This is a genomic window from Salinicola sp. NYA28a (genome assembly GCF_976982775.1).
Genome location: NZ_OZ334582.1, coordinates 2146824 through 2169020, shown reverse-complemented (window position 1 = coordinate 2169020; position 22197 = coordinate 2146824). Strand labels below are relative to the sequence as shown.

Sequence of the window (22197 nt, the reverse complement as noted above, 5' to 3'; positions counted from 1 at the left end):
TGCTATAAGGATAGTGACTGCGAGACGCGATCGAGGACGGACCGACGACTGGTCGGCCGTCCTCCGCCATCCGGCCGCGGTCACCGTCGGTTCGGTCACGGGGAGTGCGGCATGGAGTTCAAGGATTACTATGCGGTGCTGGGTGTCGAGCGGGATGCCACCCAGGATGAGATCAAGCGGGCCTATCGCAAGCTGGCGCGAAAGTATCATCCGGACGTCAGCAAGGAAGCCGACGCCGATGCCCGTTTCAAAGAGCTGGGCGAGGCTTACGAGGTGCTGAAGGATCCGGAAAAGCGTCTCGCCTATGATCAGGTGGGGCGAGGCCAGCGGGCCGGGCAGGATTTTCGGCCGCCACCGGACTGGGATACCGGATTCGAGTTCAGGGGCGGTGGTTACACGCAGGAAGGCTATTCTCGGGAAGACAGTGCGGCTTTCAGCGATTTCTTCGAGTCCCTGTTCGGCCAGCGCCGGGGCTTTGGCTCGACGGGCTTCGGCTCGGACGGCTTTACCCATGGTGAGTCCGACGGCGCTCGGTATCGTACCCGCGGCGCGAGTGTGCGCGGCGAGGATCATCACGCCAAGGTCGCGATTGCACTCGAGGATGCCTATCGCGGTGCAGCGCGGACGCTGACGCTCCAGAGCGGCGAAATCGACGAGCAGGGCAGGCTGCGGTCTCGTCATCGCACGTTGAAGGTGCGCATTCCCAAGGGCGTGAAGCAGGGCCAGCGGATCCGATTGAGCGGGCAGGGCGAGCCGGGTCTTGGCGGTGGGCCGGCGGGCGATCTCTACCTGGAGATCGAATTCGAGCCGCATCAGCGCTATCAGGTGGAAGGGCGCGACGTCACGGTGAAGCTCCCCGTCGCGCCCTGGGAGGCGGCATTGGGCGCCACGGTTACGGTCCCGATGCCCGAAGGTTCCGTGGAGATGAAGATTCCACCGGACTCCCAGAGCGGGCGGCGCCTGCGACTCAAGGGCCGCGGTATACCCGGTCAGCCGCCGGGGGATTGCTACGTGACCCTGGAGGTCGTCCTGCCTTCGGCGAAGCGTGACGACGTCAAGGCAGCCTATCGCCAGCTGGCGGCGGTGGCAGGTTTCAATCCCAGAGCGGACGCGGAGAACGGATCATGACCATCCACGACCTTACCGAGATGCCGGTCGACAATCTCGACGAAACCCCCGTTCTGACGCTGGGCGAATTGTGCCGAGCCTGCACGGTCCACGCTGAGTGGATCATCGAACTGGTCGATGAAGGCATCATCGAGCCCAGCGGGCGTCGGCGCGAGCAGTGGCGTTTCTATGGCGCTAGCCTGCACCGCGTGAAGGTCGTAAAGCGCCTGCAACGGGATCTCGGCGTCAATCTGGCCGGGGCGGCACTGGCGCTCGAACTGATGGATGAGGTGGCAAGATTGCGTCAGAGAGTCGGCGAAAGCTAGGCTTTGTCTGAAAACTGCCTGCGCTCGGCCATACGGCGTTAAAAATCGGCTCAAAGTACTCATTTACACCGCGTAAACTCCGTCTTTTCAACGATTTTTGCCTTGTCTGACCTTCGCTCGACGACTTTTCAGACAAAACCTAGGGGGCTGTTTTTCGATATCGTTGCCGCGTCATGAATCCGCTTTGCAGCTGGATAGCCTGAATATCGACCGGGAAAACCGCCAGGTAGCTCCCGGTCATGCGTCATATTGGTAAGTTTACGACTAAAGTCGTGTCGCTGAAAAACCGCTCTCATCATCAAAATGAGCGTGCTAGGCTTGTTTGAACTTCCCGCTTTTTCTGCGATTCCCTCATGCCAATCATGACAACGGAAACGCGGGCGTTATCGATCGATATCGACCCGCTGATTCTCGATGCCGCTCGTAGCTTAATCGATTCATCAAAACGCCGAATTCTCGGTCTGGTCGGCGCACCGGGTTCCGGCAAGAGCACGCTGTCGGAGGCGCTGCTCGCTGCGCTGGGGGATCAGGCGCAGGTTGTGCCGATGGATGGTTTCCATCTTTCCAATCGCCAACTGGACGCATTGGGGCGTGCCCAGAGGAAGGGCGCGCCGGACACCTTCGATGCGTTCGGCTACCGCGATCTGCTGCATCGTCTTCGCGCTAGTTACCGCAATCGCGAAACCGTGTATGCCCCCGGTTTCTATCGGGCAATCGAGGAACCCATCGCCGCCAGTATCGCGGTCGCGCCGGGAACGCCTCTGATCATTACCGAAGGCAACTATCTGCTGCTCGAGGAGGAACCCTGGCCTCGAGTGCGGGCCATGCTGGACGAAGTGTGGTTTCTCGATGTCGATCGGGAACCGCGGGAAGAGCGCCTGGTGGCTCGGCATATGCAGTTCGGCCGTACCGAAAGGCAGGCACGGGAGTGGGTGCGAACGACCGACGCCCCCAACGCCGAACGCATCGAGGCCGTGGCCGCCAGCGCCGATCGCCAGTTGTTGTGGAACGGCACCAGCATACGATTCAAATCGGTTTGATCGCCCGCCGGGCGCGAGAAGACTCGTGGCTTGCCGACTGTCGATGCGGTCGGCAACGGTCAGTGCGGCGTCGTTCGATAGAGTGCATCGATCGTGGCGACGTCGAGCCCATGGCGGCGCCCCGCCTCGATCAGCGGCCTCAGGATCGCATCACGCTCGGTGGGGCGGCCGGCGAGCACGTCCTGCAGCATCGAAGACCGATTGGCGGCAGTAGTCTCGATCACGCCGTCGACGAGCGCCTGCCAGCCCGCGTCGGGTGGCAAGACGTCTTCGGCCTGCATGATTTGGGCGATCTCCGCTACCAGCGCGACGATCCAGGGCCGGAATCGGGGCCCGGCCAGTTCGCCGTTGCGAACACGATGGCTGGCGGTCAGCGGATTGATCACGGCGTTGATCGCGAGTTTCTGCCATAGCCGCTGGCGGATATCGCGACATGGCGCGGCCGTGATGCCGGCTCGGGTCAGGCGCTCGGCAACGTTGGCCGCCAGGGCGAGGTGACGGTCGGCGAGATCGCCGATCCAGGTCTTGCCGGTGGCGGCATGAACCACATCGGGTAAAAGGCCGGCCGGATCGGGTTCGTGACGATAGGCGGCTTCAGTGGTCGAGGCGCAAAGCACCGGCCCGCTCCAGCATTCGGTGATGTCCGGCTGACTGCGAAAGCCGTTCTGCAACAGCAGCAACGGCGTGGCCGGCGCGAGACGGGGCGCTAGCGCGTCCAGGGCCGCCTGTGCATCGTGCGATTTGGTCGCCAGTACCACCAGCGCCGGCGCTTCGTTTCCGGATGGCCGGTTTGCCCAATCACTCACCTGCGCACGTCGCAGGGCTATCCGTAGATCCCGGCCTTCCAGCGTGCGCAACCGGATGGCGGGCGGTGCCGGGCGTCTGCCGAGCAGGATCACGGGATTCGTCGGCGCGAGGGCGGCGGCAAACAGCTGGCCGAGCGCACCGGCGCCGACAATAAGCCACGGGCCACCGTCGGGCGACGTCGCGGGCCGGGCAAGTTCGGGTCCGGCGTGTTCGGGGCGAATCGTCATGAGTCGGGCTTCCTGGCGCGGCGGGCGCGTGCCGGGTTGGCGGTGGCTTTCGACTGCCCGCTTTTCGATTGTCCGCCTTTCGATGGCGCGGCCTTCGATCGGGTTCCCGTCGATCGTCGTCGCGAGCGGCTGGCACCGGTCTTGCGTCCGCCGCGCTTTGCAGCCGGGGCTTCCGGCGCGCTGCCCTGCGCCGCGAGCTTGAGCGCCTGATTCAGCCGGCCGGCGTCCGCCTGGCCCAATAGCGCGCGCAGGTCGCTGATCAGCGCTTCCAGGAAGGGCGCCGGCGCATCCTGATTGTCGGCGATCGCCGAGAGCCGCTGCTCCCACAGCGCGGTACGTTCCGGCCGGGTGGCCGCTGACGGGAGCGAGTCGATCAGGGCATGGCCGATGCGCGTGGCCTTGATGGCTTTCCTGTCGCGGACCAGATAGCCCCGAGTGAGCAGCGTCTCGATGATGCCGGCCCGGGTCGCTTCGGTGCCGAGACCGTCGGACTCGCGCAGCGTACGCTTGACCGCGGGGTCCTCGACGTAGCGGGCGATGTTCATCATCGCCTTGATCAGGCTGGCGTCGGTGAACGGCTCCGGTGGCCGGGTTTCGCGATTCTCGCTGCTCGCATCGGTCGCCGTGGCCGGCTCGCCACGCGTCAGCGGTGGCAGGGCGGGAACATCGTCGCGCGTGGTGAACAGCGGCTTCCAGCCCGGTTCGAGGATCTCCCGCCCCTGGGCCTTGAAGCGCTCGTCGAGGAGTTCGAAGATCGCCTGGGTCTCGTAGGTCTCGAGCGCCGGATAGAACTGGGCGAGGACGTTGCGCGCGATCAACCGGAACAGGTTGGCCTCGTCGCGGTTCAGGCTGTCCATGTCCGCCGGCCGGCCCGTCGGCGCCAGCGCGTGGTGGGCGCCGACCCTGGCGTCGTCCCAGGCCTTGGAGCGCAGGCCGAAGTTCGCCTGCTCGACCCATCCCCGCAGTTGATCGTCGAGGTGACAGGCGCTGGTCAGGGTCTTCGCCGCCTCCCGATGGTGCGCGGCGGGCAGGTAGCGGCAGTCCGAACGGGGATAGGTGATCAGCTGGTGGCGCTCGTAGAGCGACTGGCAGACATCGAGCACTCGCTGCGCGGAGAGGCCGTGGCGTCGTGCAGCATCGACCTGCAGCGCGGACAGCGAGTAGGGCAGCGGCGCGGCCTGGCGCTTGCGCTTCTGGTCGAGCTCGGCGAGATAGCCGCGGGCGCCGCTGAGCCGTTGCGCCAGCGCCTCGGCCGGACGCGGATCGAGCAGGCGGCCCTGTTCATCAAAACATGAGCCATCAAAACACGAGCCGTCCAGCGGATGGTGCTCGCCGGGCTGCCACCAGGCCCGCAGCGAGCCGTTGGCGACGCGAAGATCGACCCACAGAACGTAGAAGGGCTTGGGTTCGAATGCGGCGATATCGCGATCTCGCCGGACCACCAGCCCCAGCACCGGCGTCTGCACGCGACCCACCGACAGCAGCCCATCGAAGCCGGCCTGGCGCCCGATCAGGGTCCAGGCGCGGGTCAGGTTGATGCCGTACAGCCAGTCAGCGCGGGAACGGGCCTCGGCGGCGGCGTGGAGCGGCTGGTAGCGGCGGTTGTCCTCGAGGCGGGCGAGCGCCTTGACCACGGCGGGCCGGTTGAGATCCTGGACCAGCAGCCGCTGGGTTTCCCGGCGCCAGCCCAGATGATCCAGCACTTCCTGCACCAGCAACTGTCCCTCGCGATCCGGGTCGCCGGCGTGCACGACGCTATCGGCGCTCTTGATCAGCTTGCGCAGCACGGCCAGCTGCGATCTCGCCTGGCTTCTGGGCACCAGTTGCCATCGCTGGGGGATGATCGGCAGGTCATCGAGCCGCCACTGCTTGTATCTCGGGTCGTAGCGCTCGGGCGGCGCCTGTTCCAGCAGGTGGCCGAGACACCAGCTCACGACGGTATCGCCGGCCTCGAGATAGCCGTCGCGGCGCGTCGCCTTGACCGGCAGCGCGTCGGCGATGGCGCGGGCGAGACTCGGCTTTTCGGCGACGATCAAGCGCATGGCACTGGCTCCGGCAGATGGCTGTGGTCGATCCGTTCGGCGATCATTTTTCGAGATGGCGACGAGCGCGAACCAGTGACCGATACCACTGGCGATGCGGCGTACCCACCGCAGGCGGCGCCATGCTGAGGTAACTGACGTTGGGCGTTTCGCCACGGTCGAGGTTGACGTTGGTCAGCATCTGCAGCGTGGCTTCCCGCGCGCCGTACTGGCGCTGCAGGAACGCCATCGCCTCCGGTTCCAGCGCGACGCGGTAGTGCTTGACCAGGGCCAGGGCCAGCGACTCCGCCGTGCGCGACAGGTCGGTCTCGATCTCGCGGACCATGGCGGACCCCATCGCGGCTTTCGCGGCGATCGACAGGTTGGGTTCGAGCTGGCCGAAATCCGCGGCATTGGTGCTGTTGATGGCACGCTGAACGGCCGGGCGCGAGAGGTGCACGTGGGGCTCCAGCGCCAGAAATATCTCTACTGCGACCCGCTTGGCGCTTTCCACCCCTACGCTGAGCTGGGTATCCCGCTCGGCCTGGCGCAGCCGCTCGCGCAGCGTGCCGATATTGGCCTTCTCCAGGTGTTGGCCGAGACGCTTGCACACCACCGCCTTGGCCTCGTCGTTCAGCGCTATCTTGCTTTCACGAATGCGCAGGCCGCGCCGCCCCGGCCCCAGGCGCAGGCGAGTGGTGTCGTCCGAGAGATCGGCGCTCACCGCCTCCCAGCGCTGGGCCATGCGCAGGCGATGGGCGTGGCTGCGCCCGACTTCGTTGTAGGCGCTGGAGACGCTCTTGTAGAGCTTGATCGCGTTGGTCAGCACCTCTGCCTGGTGGCGTAGCGTCTGGCGATCATCGCTGCGCCCGGTATGGATGGCGTAGGCCAGCGTCTGGATCTGTTCGCTCAGTTCGTCGATGGCCGCGACGCTGTGGGCCAGCAGGGCATCGGCACGCTGGCCGGAGACGTTCTCGGCGAGCGGGGTCACCGAATGCTCGATCAGGTAAGTATTCAGCGCCTTGAGGCGGGAGAGCCCGGTCGCCTGGGCGATGCGGTGGCGGGCGCGGGCTTCCTCGAGACTGTCGAACGCCCGGGCCAGCTTCCAGCGTCCGCGATATTCGAACGACAGCACCGGAATCTCCCGGCCGCTGATCAGTTCGAACGCCAGGATCACCATCTCTTCGACGTCCTGCAGCGTCATCAGCAGGTCGTTGTCGTGCTCGATGGCGGCCATGACCCGTTCGATGAAGTGCTCGTCGCGCGGCACACCGTAGCGCGGGTCCGGGGCGTGCCCTTCGAAGCGCTCGCGCAGCAGGGTGATCGCCACCGGCGCGAGCTCGTACAGTTCGGTGAGGCGGGGTTCGATGTCGTCGCGGTAGATCTCGACCAGATCGCTGACACGCGCGTGCAGGCCCACCCGGCGATAGACATCGATCTGGCCGATCACGCGCGCGCTCTCGTGATCGTCCAGCAGTTCGAGCGCTGCCAGTTCGACGCCTTCCGGCGACAGGTCCTGCTTGCGCAACAGCATGGCGGCCGCTTCACGGCGCCGGGCATCCCCCTCGAGACTTTCGACGATGAGATTGCGCGTCGCCAGCAGCAGCTCCGGCAGCGTCTTGATGACGCGCTCGATGCGACTCGAGGTCCGTTCCAGCCGTCTCCCGCCTGTCAGGTGATGCAGAAGATTGGCGATGATCCCCGCCGCGCCGGTGATGACCGTGAACGAAATGAAGAAGATGTAGTTCTCGAGCGTCGGCGCCTTGCCGTAGCCCAGCAGGTAGCCGCCCCAGGCGCCCAGCAGGGTGACCGGCCCGGCGGTCCACAGGATCTGCAGCAGGCTGACGGTCCAGGGAACTTTCTCGACCGCCGCGGTGATGCGCCGAATCTCGTCACGGCCTTCCCGTTCCAGCCTTACCTGTGGTGCATCGCTGGCGGCCGACTGCGAAGGGCGACGAAACGGAATCGGCAAGAGCACGGGCGCTCCTCTCTGGTGACGACGGTGGGTGGGTACGGCGGTCGGCTAGTCACGATAGGGCAAGCGGCGGCTAAATTATCACCCCATGCCGGCACTCGCCAGCGCCGTTGCCCGGCGTGCTAGGATGAGGCCAGAAAACGGAGGAATGCCATGCTGACAGCTTGGGTCGAACAGCTGCTGGGTTTTGCCAGCGGTGCCCTCGAGGCGATTCGCGCCAATGAATATTACCCGACGATGATGGCATGGGCCCGAGCCGAGGGGGTCGAACATTGCGGCGGCAGTCTCGATCTGGCCCAGGCGCTCGCTCCGCTCATCTGGAATCAGACCCCGCTGGTCCGGCGCGACTTCGATACCGAGCCGCTGGCGGAGCCGAAGCGGGACGAACCCTGCTGGTGCGACTCCGGACGGCTCTATCGCGACTGCTGTGCGCGAGTCGAGATGCCCAGCGTCATTCCCGGGCATCTGATGTGGATGCTGTCGCTGCGCGAGTGGCGTGGCGAGACGCTGAAGGCCGCGCTGGACAGCCGCAAGGCGCCGCCGCAGGCGCTGCTGGAAGCCGGCATCGTCTCGGCGGAGAGTGGCAACAACGGCCGCGCCCAGCAGATTCTGGAGTCGCTGTTTGCCGGCGATCGCGACTGGGAGGCGCTGGAAGAGCAGATCGAGCCGGCCTTCGAAATCCTGGTCGATCTCTATCAGGAGCGCGGCTTCCATCGCAAGCGAGCGGCATTGGTCGAGAAAGTGATGGCCGAGGGGCCGGGGTTCCTGCGGGGTGCCGCCCTCGAGCGGCTGTGCCTGATGCATCTGGACAGCGGCGATCTGGCCAGCGCGCGGGACGCCTTCCAGAGCGCCCAGCGAACCCTGCCGGATTCACCATCGCTGGCGTATATCGAGGCGATGGTACTGCTTCACGAAGGCAATGTCGGCAAGGCGCGTCAGCGCGCGGCCTTCTGGTGGCGACGGCTGTCGCGCCAGCACCACCTGGACCCGGATCAGCTCGAATTCATCGCCGAGCTGGCCGACGACCCTCAGGCGGCGCTGGCGGAGCAGGTCATCCACTCCGAGGAGGCGTTGGCCGGCCCGTTGACGGCGCTGCAGGCGCTGCTGCATACCCAGCAGCGTCCGCCCCGTCTCGAACTGACCCACTCCGAGGAAGGGGCGCTGCTGTACGAACCCAGCTCTCGCGAGGCATCGCTCTATAGCGGCTGGGCCGATGCCTGCGAGGTCGAGATCGACGAAGATGCCGCGCTCGGGTTTCTGGGCGACCCGTGGGTAACGGCGCCGCAGTGGCTGCAGGCGTTATGCGCCAACCCGGAATGGCTGGACGCGCCGCGCGTGATGCAGGCGCTGACCTTGGCGCTGGCCAGTCGCTTCGGCAGCCTGCCCTGGATGGTCGATACCTTCTTCACGCCGCTGGCGGAGCGCTATGGCTTCTGGCTCAACCAGCTCGAGGACGCCGGTGGCAGCTTTTCCTGGCACGATGCGGACAATGCGACGCTGCTGCGAACCGGCCTGGCGCTGGTCATCGGCATGGAGCGTGGCGCGGGGCAGGAGGCGCGGAAGCTGGCGCAGCGGCTGCTGGCGCTGGACGAGGAGGACAGCCTGGGCCTGCGCGAGCTGGTGATCGACCAGTTGCTGCGTGAGGGCAACGACGAACAGGCGCTGGCGGTCAGCGAACAGGGGCCGGAAGGGACCGAGATGCTGGGCGTGCAGATGGGCCGGGTGCTGGCGCTTTACCGCCTGTCGCGTCGGGAGGACGCGCTCGCCGTGCTGCGGGAGGTCTATTCGGCCAATCCCTACATATTGCCGATCCTGTGCGAAGACCGCCCGCGGCCGGCACGGCTCGGCGACGATATGCCGGAGCCGGGCACGCGCGCGGAGGCGTGGCAGTATCGCCAGCTGATGCGCGACCAGTGGCTCGCCTCGGAGGGCGCCCTGGACTGGCTCGCCCGGCAGCGCCGGGCGCTCTCCTGAGGTTCGCCAGCGACAGGCCTATTCATTTCTCATTCCTGTCCGAGCCAGTCAGCGCGTGCTGGCGGGCTCGCCGTCTTCCCGCCCGTTTTTCTGTCCGTTTTTCCGTCCGTCGTCCCGTTCTTGGGTTTTCGAGGCCGTTCCCGCCTCATCGGCCGCTTGGTCGCCGTCACTATTGGTATCGAGCGTCGGCAGCCGGCGGCTCAGCCACCACGCCAGCGCCACGGCCGGCAGGCCGAGCAGGCAGACGATCCCGAAGAAGCTGGCATAGCCGACATCGGACACGACCACGCCGGAGAAGCCGCCGATGAACTTGCCTGGCAGGGTCATCAGCGAAGAAAACAGCGCGTACTGGGTAGCGGTGTAGGTACGGGAGGTCAGGCTCGACAGGAAGGCGATGAACACCGTGCTGGCGAGGCCGTTGGCCAGGTTGTCGCCGGTGATGGCCACGATCAGCAGCGGCAGGCTGTCGCCGCCGGTAGCGAGCAGCACAAACAGCAGATTGGTCAGTGCCACGGCCAGCGCGCCGACGATCAGCATCCGGCCCAGACCATAACGGACCACCAGCAGCCCGCCGAGAACGCCACCGACGATGGTCATCAGCACGCCAAACACCTTGGTGACGCTGGCGATGTCGCTCTTGGTGAAGCCCAGGCTCAGATAGAGCGGATTGGCCATCGCCGCCATCGAGATGTCGCTGATGCGGTAGATGCCGATGAAGATCAGCAGCCACAGCGCCAGGCGGCCATAGCGCTGGAAGAAGTCACTGATCGGGCAGACGACCGCCGCGATCAGCCAGACACCGGTCTGACGCTGCCAGCCGGGGCGGTTCGCGCTGCGGCGGAGAAAGCGCTTCACCCGGGGATGGAACAGCACCACGGCGAGGCTCTGCGGGCGCGGCGGTTCGGGGCGTACCAGCACGGTGAACATGCCGATGCCGACCAGCGCGGCCATGCTCAGATAGGCGACCGCCCAGGACGCGGCGTCGGCGATGTAGAGCGCACCGGCCCCCGCCATCACGATACCGATGCGATAGCCGATGATGTAGGTCGAGGCCATGGCGGCCTGGATTGCCGCTTCGCCGGATTCGATACGGTAGGCGTCGATGACGATGTCCTGGGTCGCCGCGCCGAAGGCGGTGAGCAGGGCGAAGGCCGCCACCAGCGGAAGGTGGCCGGCGGGGTCGAGCCCGGACAGTCCCAGCAGGCCGGCGGCGATTAGCGTCTGCCCCAGCAGCATCCAGCTGCGGCGCTGGCCCAGCCAGCGCCCGACCAGCGGCAGCCTCACCCGGTCGACGATCGGCGCCCAGAACAGCTTGATCGAATAGAGCAGCCCCACCCAACTGAAAAAGCCGATGGCGGCGACTTCGACACCGCTATCCTCGAGCCAGGCGGTGAGCGTCGAGAACACCAGCAGATAGGGTAGCCCGGCGGAAAACCCCAGGAACAGCAGGGTCACCACCGGCGCCCGCAGGTAGACGCGCAAGGATGTCAGCCAGTCACGTGGCTCGCGTTGCATGCAACCTCCCAGAACCGGATCGGCACGCCGCGGGCGGACGTGTCGGATCGAAAATGGTACGCTAGATGGCCTGTCGCGTCTGGCCCGAATGCCACGCTGGCGATCTCGCGATAACGCGTGATTCTGCCTCGTCGAAACGGGCGATGACAGGGATTGTCTTTTTAAAAGGTCATGATTAATGGTCATGACCAGAGGTCGTGATCAGTGGCGGCGATCAGGGAAGGTATACCGATGACCAGTGAGTCGACGCAGGACGGCGAGTCGTTGCCACGCTGGTATGTGATCCAGTGCAAGGGCGGCGAGTCGTTTCGTGCCAGTGAACATCTCGACAACCAGGGCTACGAAGTGTTCCACCCGGTGCTCGAGGTGCAGAAGCGCCGGCGTGGCAAGCTGACCTGGGTTGCCGAGCCGCTGTTTCCGCATTACCTGTTCATCCGTCTCGATCGCGTTGCCAGCAACTGGCGGCCGATTCGCTCCACGCGGGGCGTTCTGCGGCTGGTCGGTTTCGGCCAGGAGCCGGTGTTCGTGCAGGATGCGCTAATCGATACCCTGCGCGATCGCGTCAGTGCCGACGCCAGCCGCGACCGTGCCAATGTCTACTATCGCCAGGGCGATATCGTCGAGATCACCGACGGGCCGTTTCGCGCCCTGCAGGCCGTGTTCGAGGCGCAGAAGGGTGAAGAGCGCGCCATCGTGCTGCTCAACCTGCTGCAGCAGACCCAGCGCCTCGAAGTGCCTGTCGATGCCCTGCGCAAGCACTCCTCCTAGCTGTTCGGATTCATCGACCTTCCGGCAAGCTGGCATCGTCCCTCATCCACCAAGAATTCCCATCGTCATCCTGGAGTCATCATGAGCCAGTTCGCCATCGCACCGTCTCTCGTTGCGTCCCTGCACTATGTTCTCGCGGACGAGCAAGGCCGCACCCTCGACGATTCCCGGGCACGCCAGCAGCCGCTGGAATATCTGCACGGGCACGACAATCTGTTCCCGGCGCTGGAAGCGGCACTGGTTAAGCGCCGGGCGGGCGAGCAACTGCGCGTCACCCTGACGCCGGTGGATACCTACGGCGAGCGCGACGAAGCGCTGGTCAGCGTCAGCCCGCGAACGGCTTTCCCGAAAGACCAGGTATTGCAGGCCGGTCAGCGCTTCCAGGCGCAGGGGCCGGACGGCCCGCGAACGGTGACGGTCGTCGAGGTCGACGAGGCGCAGGTCGCCGTGGACGCCAATCATCCGCTGGCCGGCGAGACGCTGACCTACGAGATCGAGATTCTCGAGGTACGCGAGGCGACGCGGGCCGAACTGGCCAAGGGGCATCCGCTACCGCCGGGAACCTCACATACCGAAGTCGAGGACCGCAAACGCTAGTATGTCGTGGCTAGTATGTCGTGAAGGGGCTTGCCGCCGACGCGCAGCAGATTGTGAACGGGTTCTCAGCGATCCACCCACCAGCGCGTGAACCAGGCCTGCATGACCCGTTCGGGATAGACCGTGCGGCCCAGGCTGCCGTTGTAGCGAGCCAGAGCCTGGGTCCAGTCGCCATGTTCGCGTGCCAGATAGTGAGCGAGGATGGTACAGCCGTAGCGCAGATTGGTATCGATATCGTGCAGATCGTCCTGCGGACGGCCGATCTCGGCTTTCCAGAACGGCATGACCTGCATCAGCCCCAGCGCGCCGGCCGACGAGACCGCGCTCGGTCGAAAGCGGCTCTCCACATCGATCAGCGCCAGGACCAGTTCGGGCGGCAGCTGGGCACGCCGCGCTTCGGCATGAATGCGCTCCAGCAGAGCCAGGCGGTCATGGCGTGACGGATAGGCTTCGGGCTGGCGTCGGGCCAGGCGGGATTGCATGTCCAGCAGCCACACCTGGGCATCGAAAGCATCCTCGAAGCCGTCCGGCGCCGCCATGACCCGCGACAGCGATCTCAGCAGCGCGGGGGATGGCGGCTCGCTCGGGCTGCCGGCGGGCGGCGCATTCGTCTGGGCCAGCGTCACGCCAGCCGAGAACAGGCTGGCGACGACGAGCCAGCTCGCCGTCGTCAGTGTCGCGGTGAGTCGCGCCGGCACGATCCCGCCCGATCAGGCGAACCGGGCGTCCAGGAATGCGCGAAGTTCGTCCAGCGCGACCATGGTGACTTCGCTGTCGCGGCGGCCTTTGTACTCCAGCTCGCCCTTGTCGAGACCGCGGTCGCCGATCACCAGACGATGGGGAATGCCCATCAGCTCCTGGTCGGCGAACTTGACGCCGGGGCGCAGGTCGCGGTCATCCAGCAGCACGTCGATGCCGGCGTCCGTCAGCTCCTGATAGAGCTTGTCGGCGGTCTCGCGAACCCGGTCCGACTTGTGGGCGTTCATCGGCACGATCGCCAACTGGAACGGAGCAATGGCGTCGGGCCAGATGATGCCGCCGGCGTCGTGGTTCTGCTCGATGGCTGCGGCCACCACGCGGGTGATGCCGATACCGTAACAACCCATCCAGACCGTCGTCGGCTGGCCGTTATCATCGAGTACCGTGGCGTTCATCGCCTTGGAGTACTTCTGTCCGAGCTGGAAGACGTGGCCGACCTCGATCCCGCGGGTGATCGACAGCGTGCCCTGGCCGTCCGGCGACGGGTCGCCCTCGACCACGTTGCGCAGATCGGCGACCTGCGGCAGCGGCAGGTCGCGCTCCCAGTTGATGCCGAACAGGTGGTGATCGTCGACGTTGGCGCCGGCGCCGAAGTCGCTCATCAGCGCAACGCTGTGATCGATGATCAGCGGCAGCGGCAGATCCACCGGACCCAGCGAGCCGGGGCCGGCGCCGATAGCGGCACGAATTTCCTCTTCGCTGGCCATGGTCAGCGGCGCTGCGACGGCGTCGAGGTTCTCGGCCTTGATCTCGTTGAGCTGGTGATCGCCGCGTACCATCAGCGCGATCAGCCCGCCGTCGGCGGCATGAACGATCAGCGTCTTGACGGTCTTCTCGATCGGCAGATCGAAGCCTTCGACCAGCGCGGCGATGGTGCGCACGCCCGGCGTGGGCACCTGGCGCATGGTTTCCTGCGGTGCGGCACGCTCGGCGCCCTTGGGCGGCAGCGCCTCGGCCTTCTCGATATTGGCGGCGTAGTCGGAGCCGGTGGAAAAGACCACGGCATCTTCGCCGGAGTCGGCCAGCACGTGGAATTCATGCGAGCCGGTGCCGCCGATGGAGCCGTTGTCGGCGAGTACCGGGCGGAAATCGAGCCCCAGCCGGGTGAAGATCCGCACGTAGGCGTCGTACATGCGCTGATAGGACGCCTTGAGACCGGCCTCGTCGCTGTCGAACGAGTAGGCGTCCTTCATGATGAACTCGCGCGAGCGCATCACGCCGAAGCGGGGGCGGATCTCGTCGCGGAATTTGGTCTGGATCTGATAGAAGTTGGTCGGCAGTTGCTTGTAGCTGCTGATCTCGCGCCGTACCAGGTCGGTGATGACCTCTTCATGGGTAGGACCGACGCAGTAGTCGCGCTGATGACGATCCTTGAGTCGCAGCAATTCCGGACCGTACTCGTCCCAGCGGCCGGACTCCTGCCACAGCTCGGCGGGCTGTACCGCCGGCATCAGCACTTCCTGCGCGCCGGCGCGATCCATCTCCTCGCGGACGATACGCTCGACCTTGCGCAGCGTTCTCACGCCCACCGGCAACCAGGTGTAGAGCCCCGATGTCAGACGGCGGATCATGCCGGCACGCAGCATCAGCTGGTGACTGACGATTTCCGCGTCCGCCGGCGTTTCCTTGAGGGTCGAGATCTGTAATTGGCTGGCACGCATTGGGTGTTCTTTCCTGTATTCATCAGCGTAAGCGGAACGCGGCATATGCTCGATATGACGTGATCTGCGGTCGTTCGTAGGGTCGCCAGTATAGAGATGCGAGCAGCGGACGGGGAAGGGCGAGCGGTAAAAACCTCCCGCGGGCACCATGGCACAGCGCCTGCCGGCTGGCGGTCTGCAACAGGCACCGAGATTGGCCTTTCCACTCTGCTGATCTTTCCTATAGTGAGGGTGAGGGCCGCATCCGGCATCGTCGGGGAGGCGAGCGGAACAGGACACCATCGGAAATCCGTCGTTGGCGGCCCGCGCCGGAGGGAGGTGTGTCATGATTCATCACGTCTGGGGACTGCTTACGCATCCCAATCGCGAGTGGCAGCAGATCCGCGGCGAAAACGAAACCGTATCGCACTTTTACGGCTCCCATGTGTTGGTGATGGCTGCCATTCCGGTGGTCTGCGCCTTCATCGGTACCACGCTGGTGGGCTGGCATTTCGGCACGACCAAAGACGGATTGGCGAAGACCGTCACTGTCGCGCCTGCAACCGCGGTACTGCTGGCGATCATCTTCTATGCGCTGATCCTGGGCGCCGTCTGGCTGATGGGCAACGTGATTCACTGGCTGGCGCGTCGCTACCCGGAGCGACCGGATCTCAGTCATTGCGTCGTGTTCGCTGGTTACATGGCAACGCCGATGTTCCTGAGCGGCGTGGTCGCGCTCTATCCGCTGATATGGCTGTGCCTGCTGGCCGGCATCGCAGGGCTCTGTTACACGGTCTATCTCGTCTATGCGGGCCTGCCATCCTTCCTGGGCATCGACCAGCACGAGGGCATGCGTGCCTCGAGTGCGGCGCTGGCGATCGGCGTTCTCGTGCTCGAGGCGCTGCTGGCGATCACCGTGCTGCTGTGGGGTTACGGCGCCTCGCTGGTCTGACTTCCACGGTTTCTCTCGACACGCGACGCCCGCCTGACTTCCACGGTTTCTCTCGACACGCGACGCCCGCCTGTATGGCGGGCGTCGTTTTGGGAGCTGGCAGCATCTGGACGCGACCCGGCTCTATGGATTAGGTTACTCCGCGTTACCTCTCCGTCACTGGGATTTCCGCGATGCAACCTCCGTTTCGACGCCTGATCGCTGGCGCTGTCGTGATCGGCCTGATTCTGCCGCTGACCGGCTGCGGCACGCTCTTCTATCCCGAGCGCAAGGGACAGCTTCAGGGGCGTATCGACCCTGGCGTGGCGATTGCCGACGGGCTGGGTCTGCTGTTGTTCATCGTGCCGGGCGTGATCGCCTATGCCGTGGATTTTTCCAACAACACCATCTATCTCCCGGGCTCCCACGAGGCCTCGATCGATCGCGTTCATTACGAGGGCCGCTTGAGCGCCGACTCGCTGGCCTCGATGATCGAGACACGTACCGGTCACGATCTCGCTGCAGAGTCGCAAGCGCCCATCGTCGAGCAGGTCGCGACGCTGGATCAGGCGGTGTCGAGAATCGAATTCGGCCCCGCAGTGCCGCCTATATGAATCGCTCCCGGCTACCTGAACGGCTCTCGACTACCTAAACGGCTTCCGAATCAGGCCGGTCGCGATTTCGGCGCCACGAGCAGCGCCAGCATGCCGGCTACCAGGCCCCAGAAGGCAGCGCCGACTCCGAACAGCGTCACGCCGGAACCGGTAACCAGGAAAGTGATCAGTGCCGGTTCGCGTTGATGGGGCTCCAACAGGGCGCGATGAAGGCTGCCGCCGATGGTCGAGAGCAGCGCCAGCCCGGCGATCGCCAGCACCAGCGACTGGGGCAGGGCATCGAACAGCGTGCCGATCGAACCGCCGAAAAGACCCGCCAGCAAATAGAAGCCCCCTGCACAGATCGCTGCCGGATAGCGTCGGTCGGCATCGGGGTCGACATCCGGCCCCATGCAGACCGCGGCGGTAATCGCGGCCAGGCAGACGCTGAAAGCACCGAAAGGCGCCAGGACGAGGGTGGCCAGCCCCGTCCAGATCATCAAGGGAGAAATCGGTGTGTCGTAACCTGCGGCACGCAGCGTTGCCACGCCAGGCGCGTTCTGCGAGGCCATTGTCACCACGAACAGCGGGATTCCCACGCCGATCAGGCTCGACAGCGAGAAGGTCGGCCAGATCCAATGGGGTACGCTGACGATCAGTTGCGCCTGCCGTGTATCGATTTCGCCCAGCAGCCCCGCAACGCCGAGCCCTGCCAGCAGCACCAGCACGATGGCGTAGCGCGGTAGCCAGCGCTTGGCGGCGAGATAGATCAGGAACATCGACGACACCAGCACGAAGTCGCCGTTCAGCGAGCCGAAGGCGTCCAGGCCGAAGCGCAGAAGCACCCCCGCCAGCATGGCCGCGGCGATGGATTGCGGAATGATCTGCATCAACCTGGCGAACCAGCCGGTGATGCCGCAGATCAGGATCAGCACGGCGCTGAAGACGAAGATGCCGATCGCCTCGCTCAGCGGCAGGTCGGGAAGGCTGACGGCCAGGAGCGCGGCGCCCGGCGTCGACCACGCCGTCAGAATCGGCTGTCGATAGCGTAGCGACAAGCCGATCGAGGTGACGCCCATGGCCAGCCCCAGCGCGCTCAGCCAGCCGCCGATCTGGGCCGGTGTCGCGCCGGCTGCCGCGGCCGCCTGAAAGATGATGGCCGCTGAGCTCGTATAGCCGACGAGGACCGCGACGAATCCCGCTGTGACGTGGGAGGCCGTTACCCTCGTGGCGTGCCGGTGGTCGGCCGATGGAGGTGCCATGAACGCGTTCCTTATGATCAGTAGAGTGTGCGTTATAACGCACATCGCCCGACCCCGGCAACGTGCGCTATAGCGCACGCACAATCGAGCGAGTACGATAGCCGCTCTGAAGAGAGTCGGGCACGGCTCGAAATCCGGGCGATGATGGAAAACGAGCGGAGGAGAGATGGACGCGGATGTCTCGGCGATCGGCCGGTACATGAAAAAGCGGCGCGCCGAGCGTGGTTGGAGCCTATCCCGGACGGCGGATATCTGCGGGGTGAGCAAGGCGATGCTGGGGCAGATCGAGCGGGGGGAGTCGACGCCGACCATCTCCACGCTCTGGAAGATCGCCAGTGGCCTGCAGGTACCGCTATCGCGATTCCTGGTGCCCGAGGGCGTCGCGCTGCAGCGACTGAATGCGATGCCTCGCCATCACGATGCTTCGGGGATGATCGTGACCCCGCTGTTTGCGTTCGATCCGGTTCTGGGGTTCGAGATGTTCGCGATCGAGCTGTCCCAGGATACCTTGAGCGAGTCCGCCCCCCACGCCGCCGGGGTGGTGGAGCATCTGGTCGTGCTGGAAGGGCGGATGGAGCTCTTCATCGACGATGGCTGGCAGACATTATCCGCTGGCGATGCGATCCGGTTTTCCGCGGATCAGCCCCACGCTTACCGCAACCGTCACCCGGAGCCGGCGAAAATCCACGATCTGATTCACTATCCCTTCAACGGCTGAAGCACCGTCTCGGGCGTGAATGGATTGCCTTTTTCCGGCTTCCTGCAGCCTGCGGGTTCGGCCAGAGTGATATCCAGCAGCGCCTGCGGCCGGTAACGGGCGAGCAGCGCCCAGAGAATCATTGCCGTCTCTTGGTCCGGCTGGCCTGAATAACTGGCCGGGCGGAAGTGCATCTGGAAGACGCGCGTCACGTCCCGTGTCTTGCCGTCGATCTCCCCCGTCGCCGTCAGGGAATAACCGTACGCGCTCAGCGCCCGTTGATATTGCATGATCGAGGGCGAGCACTGGGCGAATCGATGACGATAGCTGACGACATCCTCGTCTCTCGGCCAGGCGCCGACGCCGGCGTCATGGAGGCGTTTCCAGGGGAAGCGCGGGCCGGGGTCGATCTTGCGCGATGGCGCGATGTCCGAGTGCCCCAGGATGGCGGTCGGCGGCAGGCGATAGCGGTGAACGATGTCCTGCGCCAACGCGATGACCGCACGGATCTGGGCCTCGGGAAAGGGCTCCCAGCGGCGGCCGGTCGCCGTGTCCTGCGGGCCGCGATTGACGATCTCCACGCCGATGGAGGTATCGTTGAGCTGGGTACGATCTTCCCAGGCGCTGACACCGGCATGCCAGGCGCGGTCTTTCTCGTCGACCAGTTGCCATATCTGTGGCAGATCATCCGGCATGGGCGGGGTGCGGGGCACCAGGTAATGCGAGCTGACATCGGGCCCAAGCAGGGTGCGCATCGCCCGGGACGCCTCTGAGTCGGTGTAATGCAGAATCAGATAACGGATGCGCTGATTGTAGGCATCGGAGCGATGCGCGCGGTCGGCGATATAACCGTCTCGGGTCTCCATCGTCGGCGAGCCGGTACAGCCGGCCAGTATCGTCAGCAGTAACCAGCCGGCCAGCAGGCTCCCGATGCCACGCGGATGATCCTGTCGTTGAGGCTTCATAGCACACCCAGCAGATAACGGGTCAACAGACCCAGGGTAAGCGTGATCGAGAAACTCAACATGGTGCCAAGCAGTACGTACTCGGTCAGCTTGCGATCGCGGTCTTCGTAGAGATCGCCGAAGCGAAGCACCGATTTGGCGGTCAGCAGGAAGCCGATAGCGGCCATCTGATGGCTGAGAACGAAGGTCAGAATGAGAAAGCGCTCGAGCATGCCGATCCGGGCGCCTGCATCGGCCAGCGTGCCGCGAGTGTCGACGCCTTCGCTCCAGCGCCGCATGATCAGCGCGATCAGTATCGACGCGGGGCGCAGGACCACCAGATAAGCCAGTGCGACGAGCAGCGTCCGGGGTTGCCACAACAGCGCCAGCTCGATCGGCAACAAGGCGATGTCGCCGTCCACGACCCACCACCAGACGAGTCCCAGTATCAGCAGGTGCAGAAACTGGTCGAGAAGGAAAAAGCGAACCCGGTGCGCCGGGGTGTAGCTCTTCAGCGTATCGATCAGCCAGTGGGATGCGCCGATTCCCGAGGTGGCGATCAGTGCGCCGTGCACGCCGGTACCGAAAGCGAGCAACACGGCGAGGCTCAACGACATGTGAATGCCGACGTGCCAATAAAGCGATAGCGTGCGGAAATGGTGCTGCTGTTTCCGAGCTGCCCAGGTATCGCTCTGCAACAGAAAATCGGCGATGGTGTGCGACAGCAGCAACGCCAACAGCAGCGACAGACTCGTCTCGTTCATGTCAGTGTCTCCAGGCGCTGCCGGCTGAATACCAGAAAGTCACGGATCAGCGGCCAGCGTGCGGCACTCAGGCGCCGGTTGATCGTCGGTTGGGAGCGACCCAGGCGTCGGGCAAGTTCGCTTTGCGAATGATCGGTCGTCAGGTTGAAGCGAACCACTTCCGCGGCGTTATGGCTCCAGTGGCTGACGATGTCATCGGCAAATCGGATCAGCAGGTCCAGTTCGGGTTGCGGTGTCGCCAGAAACAGCCCCAGACGTCGATCGCCCTGGCTCAACGCATCCAGCCCCTGCCCGGAACGTATGAACGCTTCGCCATCGGCATCGATGAAATTATCGAGCGTGGGCACCGTGCCCTCGCCGATACCGACAGCGACTCGTGCGTCCCACATCTGCTGTCTGGAAGGGGAGTGCTCGATCAGGCTGGCGCGCATGATCACGGCGGCGGCGAGCGAATCCCGCGCCTCGGGGATCGCTACCTGAAACGCATCCCCCCGAAACCGGGTACCCACGGCGCCCAGTGACTGTCCGAGACGTTCGATACCGGCATCTATTGCCTGCCGGAGCTTGCGCTTGTCGCTGATGTCGCGCGACGCGACGATATCCCCGCTGAGCACGCCAATCGCTGACATGAGAACCCTCATCGATAGCCGTCCATACGGTTTGGACTATAGCTTAAAAAAGCTATTTCTGCGTTTATGCGCAAATATAGCTATAGCCGCAATGGCGGTGTCGGTAGCGTCGATGAGGACAAGGTAAAGAAAAGCTGTATTTATATCCAGTATTCTACTGTAAAGATTATTGTCTCGAAGGGTCATGCGTGGATTTGGTGGACGGCTGAGGTGCCTGTGGCGCGGTGTCGGCCCCCATCAGCCTGGATGCCACCTGGTTTCTGCCCCGGGCCTTGCAGTCGTAAAGCGCCTCGTCGGCATGGGCGATCATGTCATCGATGTCGACCAGCAAACCATGGGGGCTGGTGACCACGCCGACGCTGACGGTGACGACGGAAGCGACCGACGAAAATTCGTGAGGAATGCCCAGCGCCTGAATCATGGCGCGCATGGCATCGGCCAGTGCCCAGGCTTCATCCTTGCCGGTATTGATCAGCAGCACCAGGAACTCTTCGCCACCCAGGCGTACCACCACATCGGTTTCTCGACGGAAGGTGTCCTTCAGCACGCTGGCAATATCCACGAGGCATGCATCACCGGCCGGGTGGCCGTAGTGATCATTGAATGCCTTGAAATGATCGACATCGATCATCATTGCCGACATCGTGCAGCTCAGGCGGCGGCTGAGAGGAACGAGCACGTCGAGTTGGCTTTCCAGCATGCGCCGGTTGCCGAGCCCGGTCAGTGGATCGTTCAGCGTCTGTTCCAGCAGAGCGGCATGGTCGCTTCTCGACTCTTCGATCAGTTTTTGCAAATTCTGCGTCAGCAAGCCCACGGCGTCGGAGCGGCGGGAGAGATCGAAGGGCACCTGCTGCGGCATGTCGCGGAATTCATGCGCAAAACGCACGTGATCCGCTAGCCGCCTGACCGGGGCCAGTAGTCGACGATTAAGCAGCCAGAGACTGGCAACCAGGCCCGACAGCCCACTGACGAGGCTGGCCAGCATGGCAATCATGAATGGCCCGCCGGCGCTAACCAGCCAAGCGGCGCCCAGCATCAACAGCGAGGAGCCCAGCCAGATTCCAGCCAATTCCACTATCGTACGGGTCGATAAGCGACTTTTCTTTTTTGTCATGTCCTGAACCGATGTCCTGGTCATCGAAAACGCCTGGCGTCGTCAGACAGCCGGAAATCGAATCCATTCGTATGGAGCCTGAAGTGAATCGAGTCTTCCGTTCAATAGCGACGGCAGGGGGGAGGAAATTGTATCTCACTCAAGATACGCATAACCAATTAGATATCATTGATTTAGAACGTTCTTATCCATCAATATTTGCTGATCGAGAATTCTCTGATTCCATGTCCCCTGATAATGCCGTCCAGACACCACAATGGTGGTGGTTTTATCCGGGGCGTTTTCCCCTTGCAAAGCGGGAATGGGATGAAGTAAATAGCAAGATCGATGACCGATAGAAGAAGCGCCAACTTTGCGATGCCGGGGGTAGATATTACGCTAAGTCATTAACGACCCATTGGTTAAATAAATACTGGTAATCGTTTCGCTTTAAAAAACATTTCGGCAAGACTTGAAAGTTTTTAAATATCCGCAATAATGTCCACGCTTAAACCAATCCGCAACGGA

At 64.3% G+C, this 22197-nt stretch carries 21 protein-coding genes; 10 read left to right on the top strand and 11 right to left on the bottom strand.

Annotated features, from left to right (window positions below; translation table 11 throughout):
- Positions 1-111: 111 nt before the first annotated feature.
- The 3 genes from ACWHY3_RS09885 (at position 112) to ACWHY3_RS09875 (ending at position 2473) form a co-directional block, all read left to right on the top strand.
- Positions 112-1128, top strand: coding sequence for a DnaJ C-terminal domain-containing protein (locus tag ACWHY3_RS09885; protein ID WP_448126438.1), 1017 nt, complete (start codon positions 112-114; stop codon positions 1126-1128).
- Entirely contained in the window at positions 1125-1433 is a 309-nt protein-coding gene (locus tag ACWHY3_RS09880) for a chaperone modulator CbpM (protein WP_179208900.1), read from the top strand. The genes ACWHY3_RS09885 and ACWHY3_RS09880 overlap by 4 nt, the downstream gene beginning before the upstream one ends.
- A 353-nt stretch (positions 1434-1786) precedes the next feature.
- Positions 1787-2473, top strand: coding sequence for a nucleoside/nucleotide kinase family protein (locus ACWHY3_RS09875; RefSeq protein ID WP_448126437.1), 687 nt, complete (start codon positions 1787-1789; stop codon positions 2471-2473).
- Positions 2474-2532: 59 nt separating this feature from the next.
- On the opposite strand, the gene ACWHY3_RS09870 is transcribed toward ACWHY3_RS09875, so the two are convergent.
- The 3 genes from ACWHY3_RS09870 to ACWHY3_RS09860 are packed head-to-tail and all read right to left on the bottom strand — an operon-like array spanning position 2533 to position 7506.
- Positions 2533-3507: a ketopantoate reductase family protein gene (locus ACWHY3_RS09870; protein ID WP_448126436.1), complete on the bottom strand. Its 975-nt coding sequence runs from the start codon at positions 3505-3507 to the stop codon at positions 2533-2535.
- Positions 3504-5549: a DNA topoisomerase III gene (locus ACWHY3_RS09865; protein ID WP_448126435.1), complete on the bottom strand. Its 2046-nt coding sequence runs from the start codon at positions 5547-5549 to the stop codon at positions 3504-3506. The genes ACWHY3_RS09870 and ACWHY3_RS09865 overlap by 4 nt, the downstream gene beginning before the upstream one ends.
- A gap of 43 nt (positions 5550-5592) precedes the next feature.
- Positions 5593-7506 (bottom strand): hypothetical protein, encoded by a 1914-nt coding sequence (locus tag ACWHY3_RS09860; RefSeq protein WP_303853586.1) that lies wholly within the window; start codon positions 7504-7506, stop codon positions 5593-5595.
- A gap of 150 nt (positions 7507-7656) precedes the next feature.
- Between ACWHY3_RS09860 and ACWHY3_RS09855 the strand changes: the two genes are divergently transcribed.
- On the top strand, positions 7657-9477 hold the full coding sequence (locus ACWHY3_RS09855) for an SEC-C metal-binding domain-containing protein (protein WP_448126434.1): 1821 nt from the start codon (positions 7657-7659) through the stop codon (positions 9475-9477).
- 48 nt (positions 9478-9525) lie between these two features.
- Here the strand turns inward: ACWHY3_RS09855 and ACWHY3_RS09850 are convergent, their stop codons facing one another.
- Positions 9526-10992: an AmpG family muropeptide MFS transporter gene (locus ACWHY3_RS09850; protein ID WP_448126433.1), complete on the bottom strand. Its 1467-nt coding sequence runs from the start codon at positions 10990-10992 to the stop codon at positions 9526-9528.
- A 231-nt stretch (positions 10993-11223) separates the two neighbouring features.
- Between ACWHY3_RS09850 and rfaH the strand changes: the two genes are divergently transcribed.
- Entirely contained in the window at positions 11224-11760 is a 537-nt protein-coding gene (gene rfaH / locus ACWHY3_RS09845) for a transcription/translation regulatory transformer protein RfaH (RefSeq protein WP_087719477.1), read from the top strand.
- 81 nt (positions 11761-11841) lie between these two features.
- On the top strand, positions 11842-12357 hold the full coding sequence (locus tag ACWHY3_RS09840; RefSeq protein WP_448126432.1) for an FKBP-type peptidyl-prolyl cis-trans isomerase: 516 nt from the start codon (positions 11842-11844) through the stop codon (positions 12355-12357).
- Between the two features lie 65 nt (positions 12358-12422).
- On the opposite strand, the gene ACWHY3_RS09835 is transcribed toward ACWHY3_RS09840, so the two are convergent.
- The gene (locus ACWHY3_RS09835) at positions 12423-13055 is read right to left on the bottom strand and encodes a lytic transglycosylase domain-containing protein (protein ID WP_256961258.1); all 633 of its coding nucleotides are present in this window, start codon (positions 13053-13055) and stop codon (positions 12423-12425) included.
- Positions 13056-13067: 12 nt separating this feature from the next.
- Entirely contained in the window at positions 13068-14777 is a 1710-nt protein-coding gene (locus ACWHY3_RS09830; RefSeq protein ID WP_448126431.1) for a proline--tRNA ligase, read from the bottom strand.
- Positions 14778-15102: 325 nt separating this feature from the next.
- Here ACWHY3_RS09830 and ACWHY3_RS09825 point away from each other — a divergent pair, with 325 nt between their 5' ends.
- Together ACWHY3_RS09825 and ACWHY3_RS09820 are read left to right on the top strand one after the other, a co-directional pair.
- Positions 15103-15708 carry a Yip1 family protein gene (locus tag ACWHY3_RS09825; protein ID WP_087719474.1) on the top strand — a complete coding sequence of 202 codons (606 nt, stop codon included), beginning with the start codon at positions 15103-15105 and terminating at the stop codon, positions 15706-15708.
- A 173-nt stretch (positions 15709-15881) separates the two neighbouring features.
- On the top strand, positions 15882-16301 hold the full coding sequence (locus tag ACWHY3_RS09820) for a hypothetical protein (protein WP_087719473.1): 420 nt from the start codon (positions 15882-15884) through the stop codon (positions 16299-16301).
- Between the two features lie 50 nt (positions 16302-16351).
- Here the strand turns inward: ACWHY3_RS09820 and ACWHY3_RS09815 are convergent, their stop codons facing one another.
- Entirely contained in the window at positions 16352-17542 is a 1191-nt protein-coding gene (locus tag ACWHY3_RS09815; protein ID WP_448126430.1) for a benzoate/H(+) symporter BenE family transporter, read from the bottom strand.
- Between the two features lie 166 nt (positions 17543-17708).
- Here ACWHY3_RS09815 and ACWHY3_RS09810 point away from each other — a divergent pair, with 166 nt between their 5' ends.
- Positions 17709-18260, top strand: a complete 552-nt coding sequence (locus tag ACWHY3_RS09810) for a helix-turn-helix domain-containing protein (protein ID WP_448126429.1) — start codon at positions 17709-17711, stop codon at positions 18258-18260.
- Here ACWHY3_RS09810 and ACWHY3_RS09805 read toward each other — a convergent pair.
- From ACWHY3_RS09805 to ACWHY3_RS09790, 4 genes are all read right to left on the bottom strand, one after another.
- Positions 18242-19204: an N-acetylmuramoyl-L-alanine amidase gene (locus ACWHY3_RS09805; protein ID WP_448126428.1), complete on the bottom strand. Its 963-nt coding sequence runs from the start codon at positions 19202-19204 to the stop codon at positions 18242-18244. The genes ACWHY3_RS09810 and ACWHY3_RS09805 overlap by 19 nt on opposite strands.
- Complete coding sequence (locus tag ACWHY3_RS09800) at positions 19201-19947, bottom strand: DUF3307 domain-containing protein (protein ID WP_448126427.1); 747 nt, start codon at positions 19945-19947, stop codon at positions 19201-19203. Before ACWHY3_RS09800 ends, ACWHY3_RS09805 begins: the two co-directional genes overlap by 4 nt.
- Positions 19944-20576 (bottom strand): hypothetical protein, encoded by a 633-nt coding sequence (locus ACWHY3_RS09795; RefSeq protein WP_448126426.1) that lies wholly within the window; start codon positions 20574-20576, stop codon positions 19944-19946. The genes ACWHY3_RS09800 and ACWHY3_RS09795 overlap by 4 nt, the downstream gene beginning before the upstream one ends.
- 166 nt (positions 20577-20742) lie before the next feature.
- Complete coding sequence (locus tag ACWHY3_RS09790; RefSeq protein WP_448126425.1) at positions 20743-21645, bottom strand: diguanylate cyclase domain-containing protein; 903 nt, start codon at positions 21643-21645, stop codon at positions 20743-20745.
- Positions 21646-21701: 56 nt separating this feature from the next.
- Here ACWHY3_RS09790 and ACWHY3_RS09785 point away from each other — a divergent pair, with 56 nt between their 5' ends.
- Complete coding sequence (locus ACWHY3_RS09785) at positions 21702-22028, top strand: hypothetical protein (RefSeq protein ID WP_448126424.1); 327 nt, start codon at positions 21702-21704, stop codon at positions 22026-22028.
- The last annotated feature ends 169 nt before the right edge of the window (positions 22029-22197 follow it).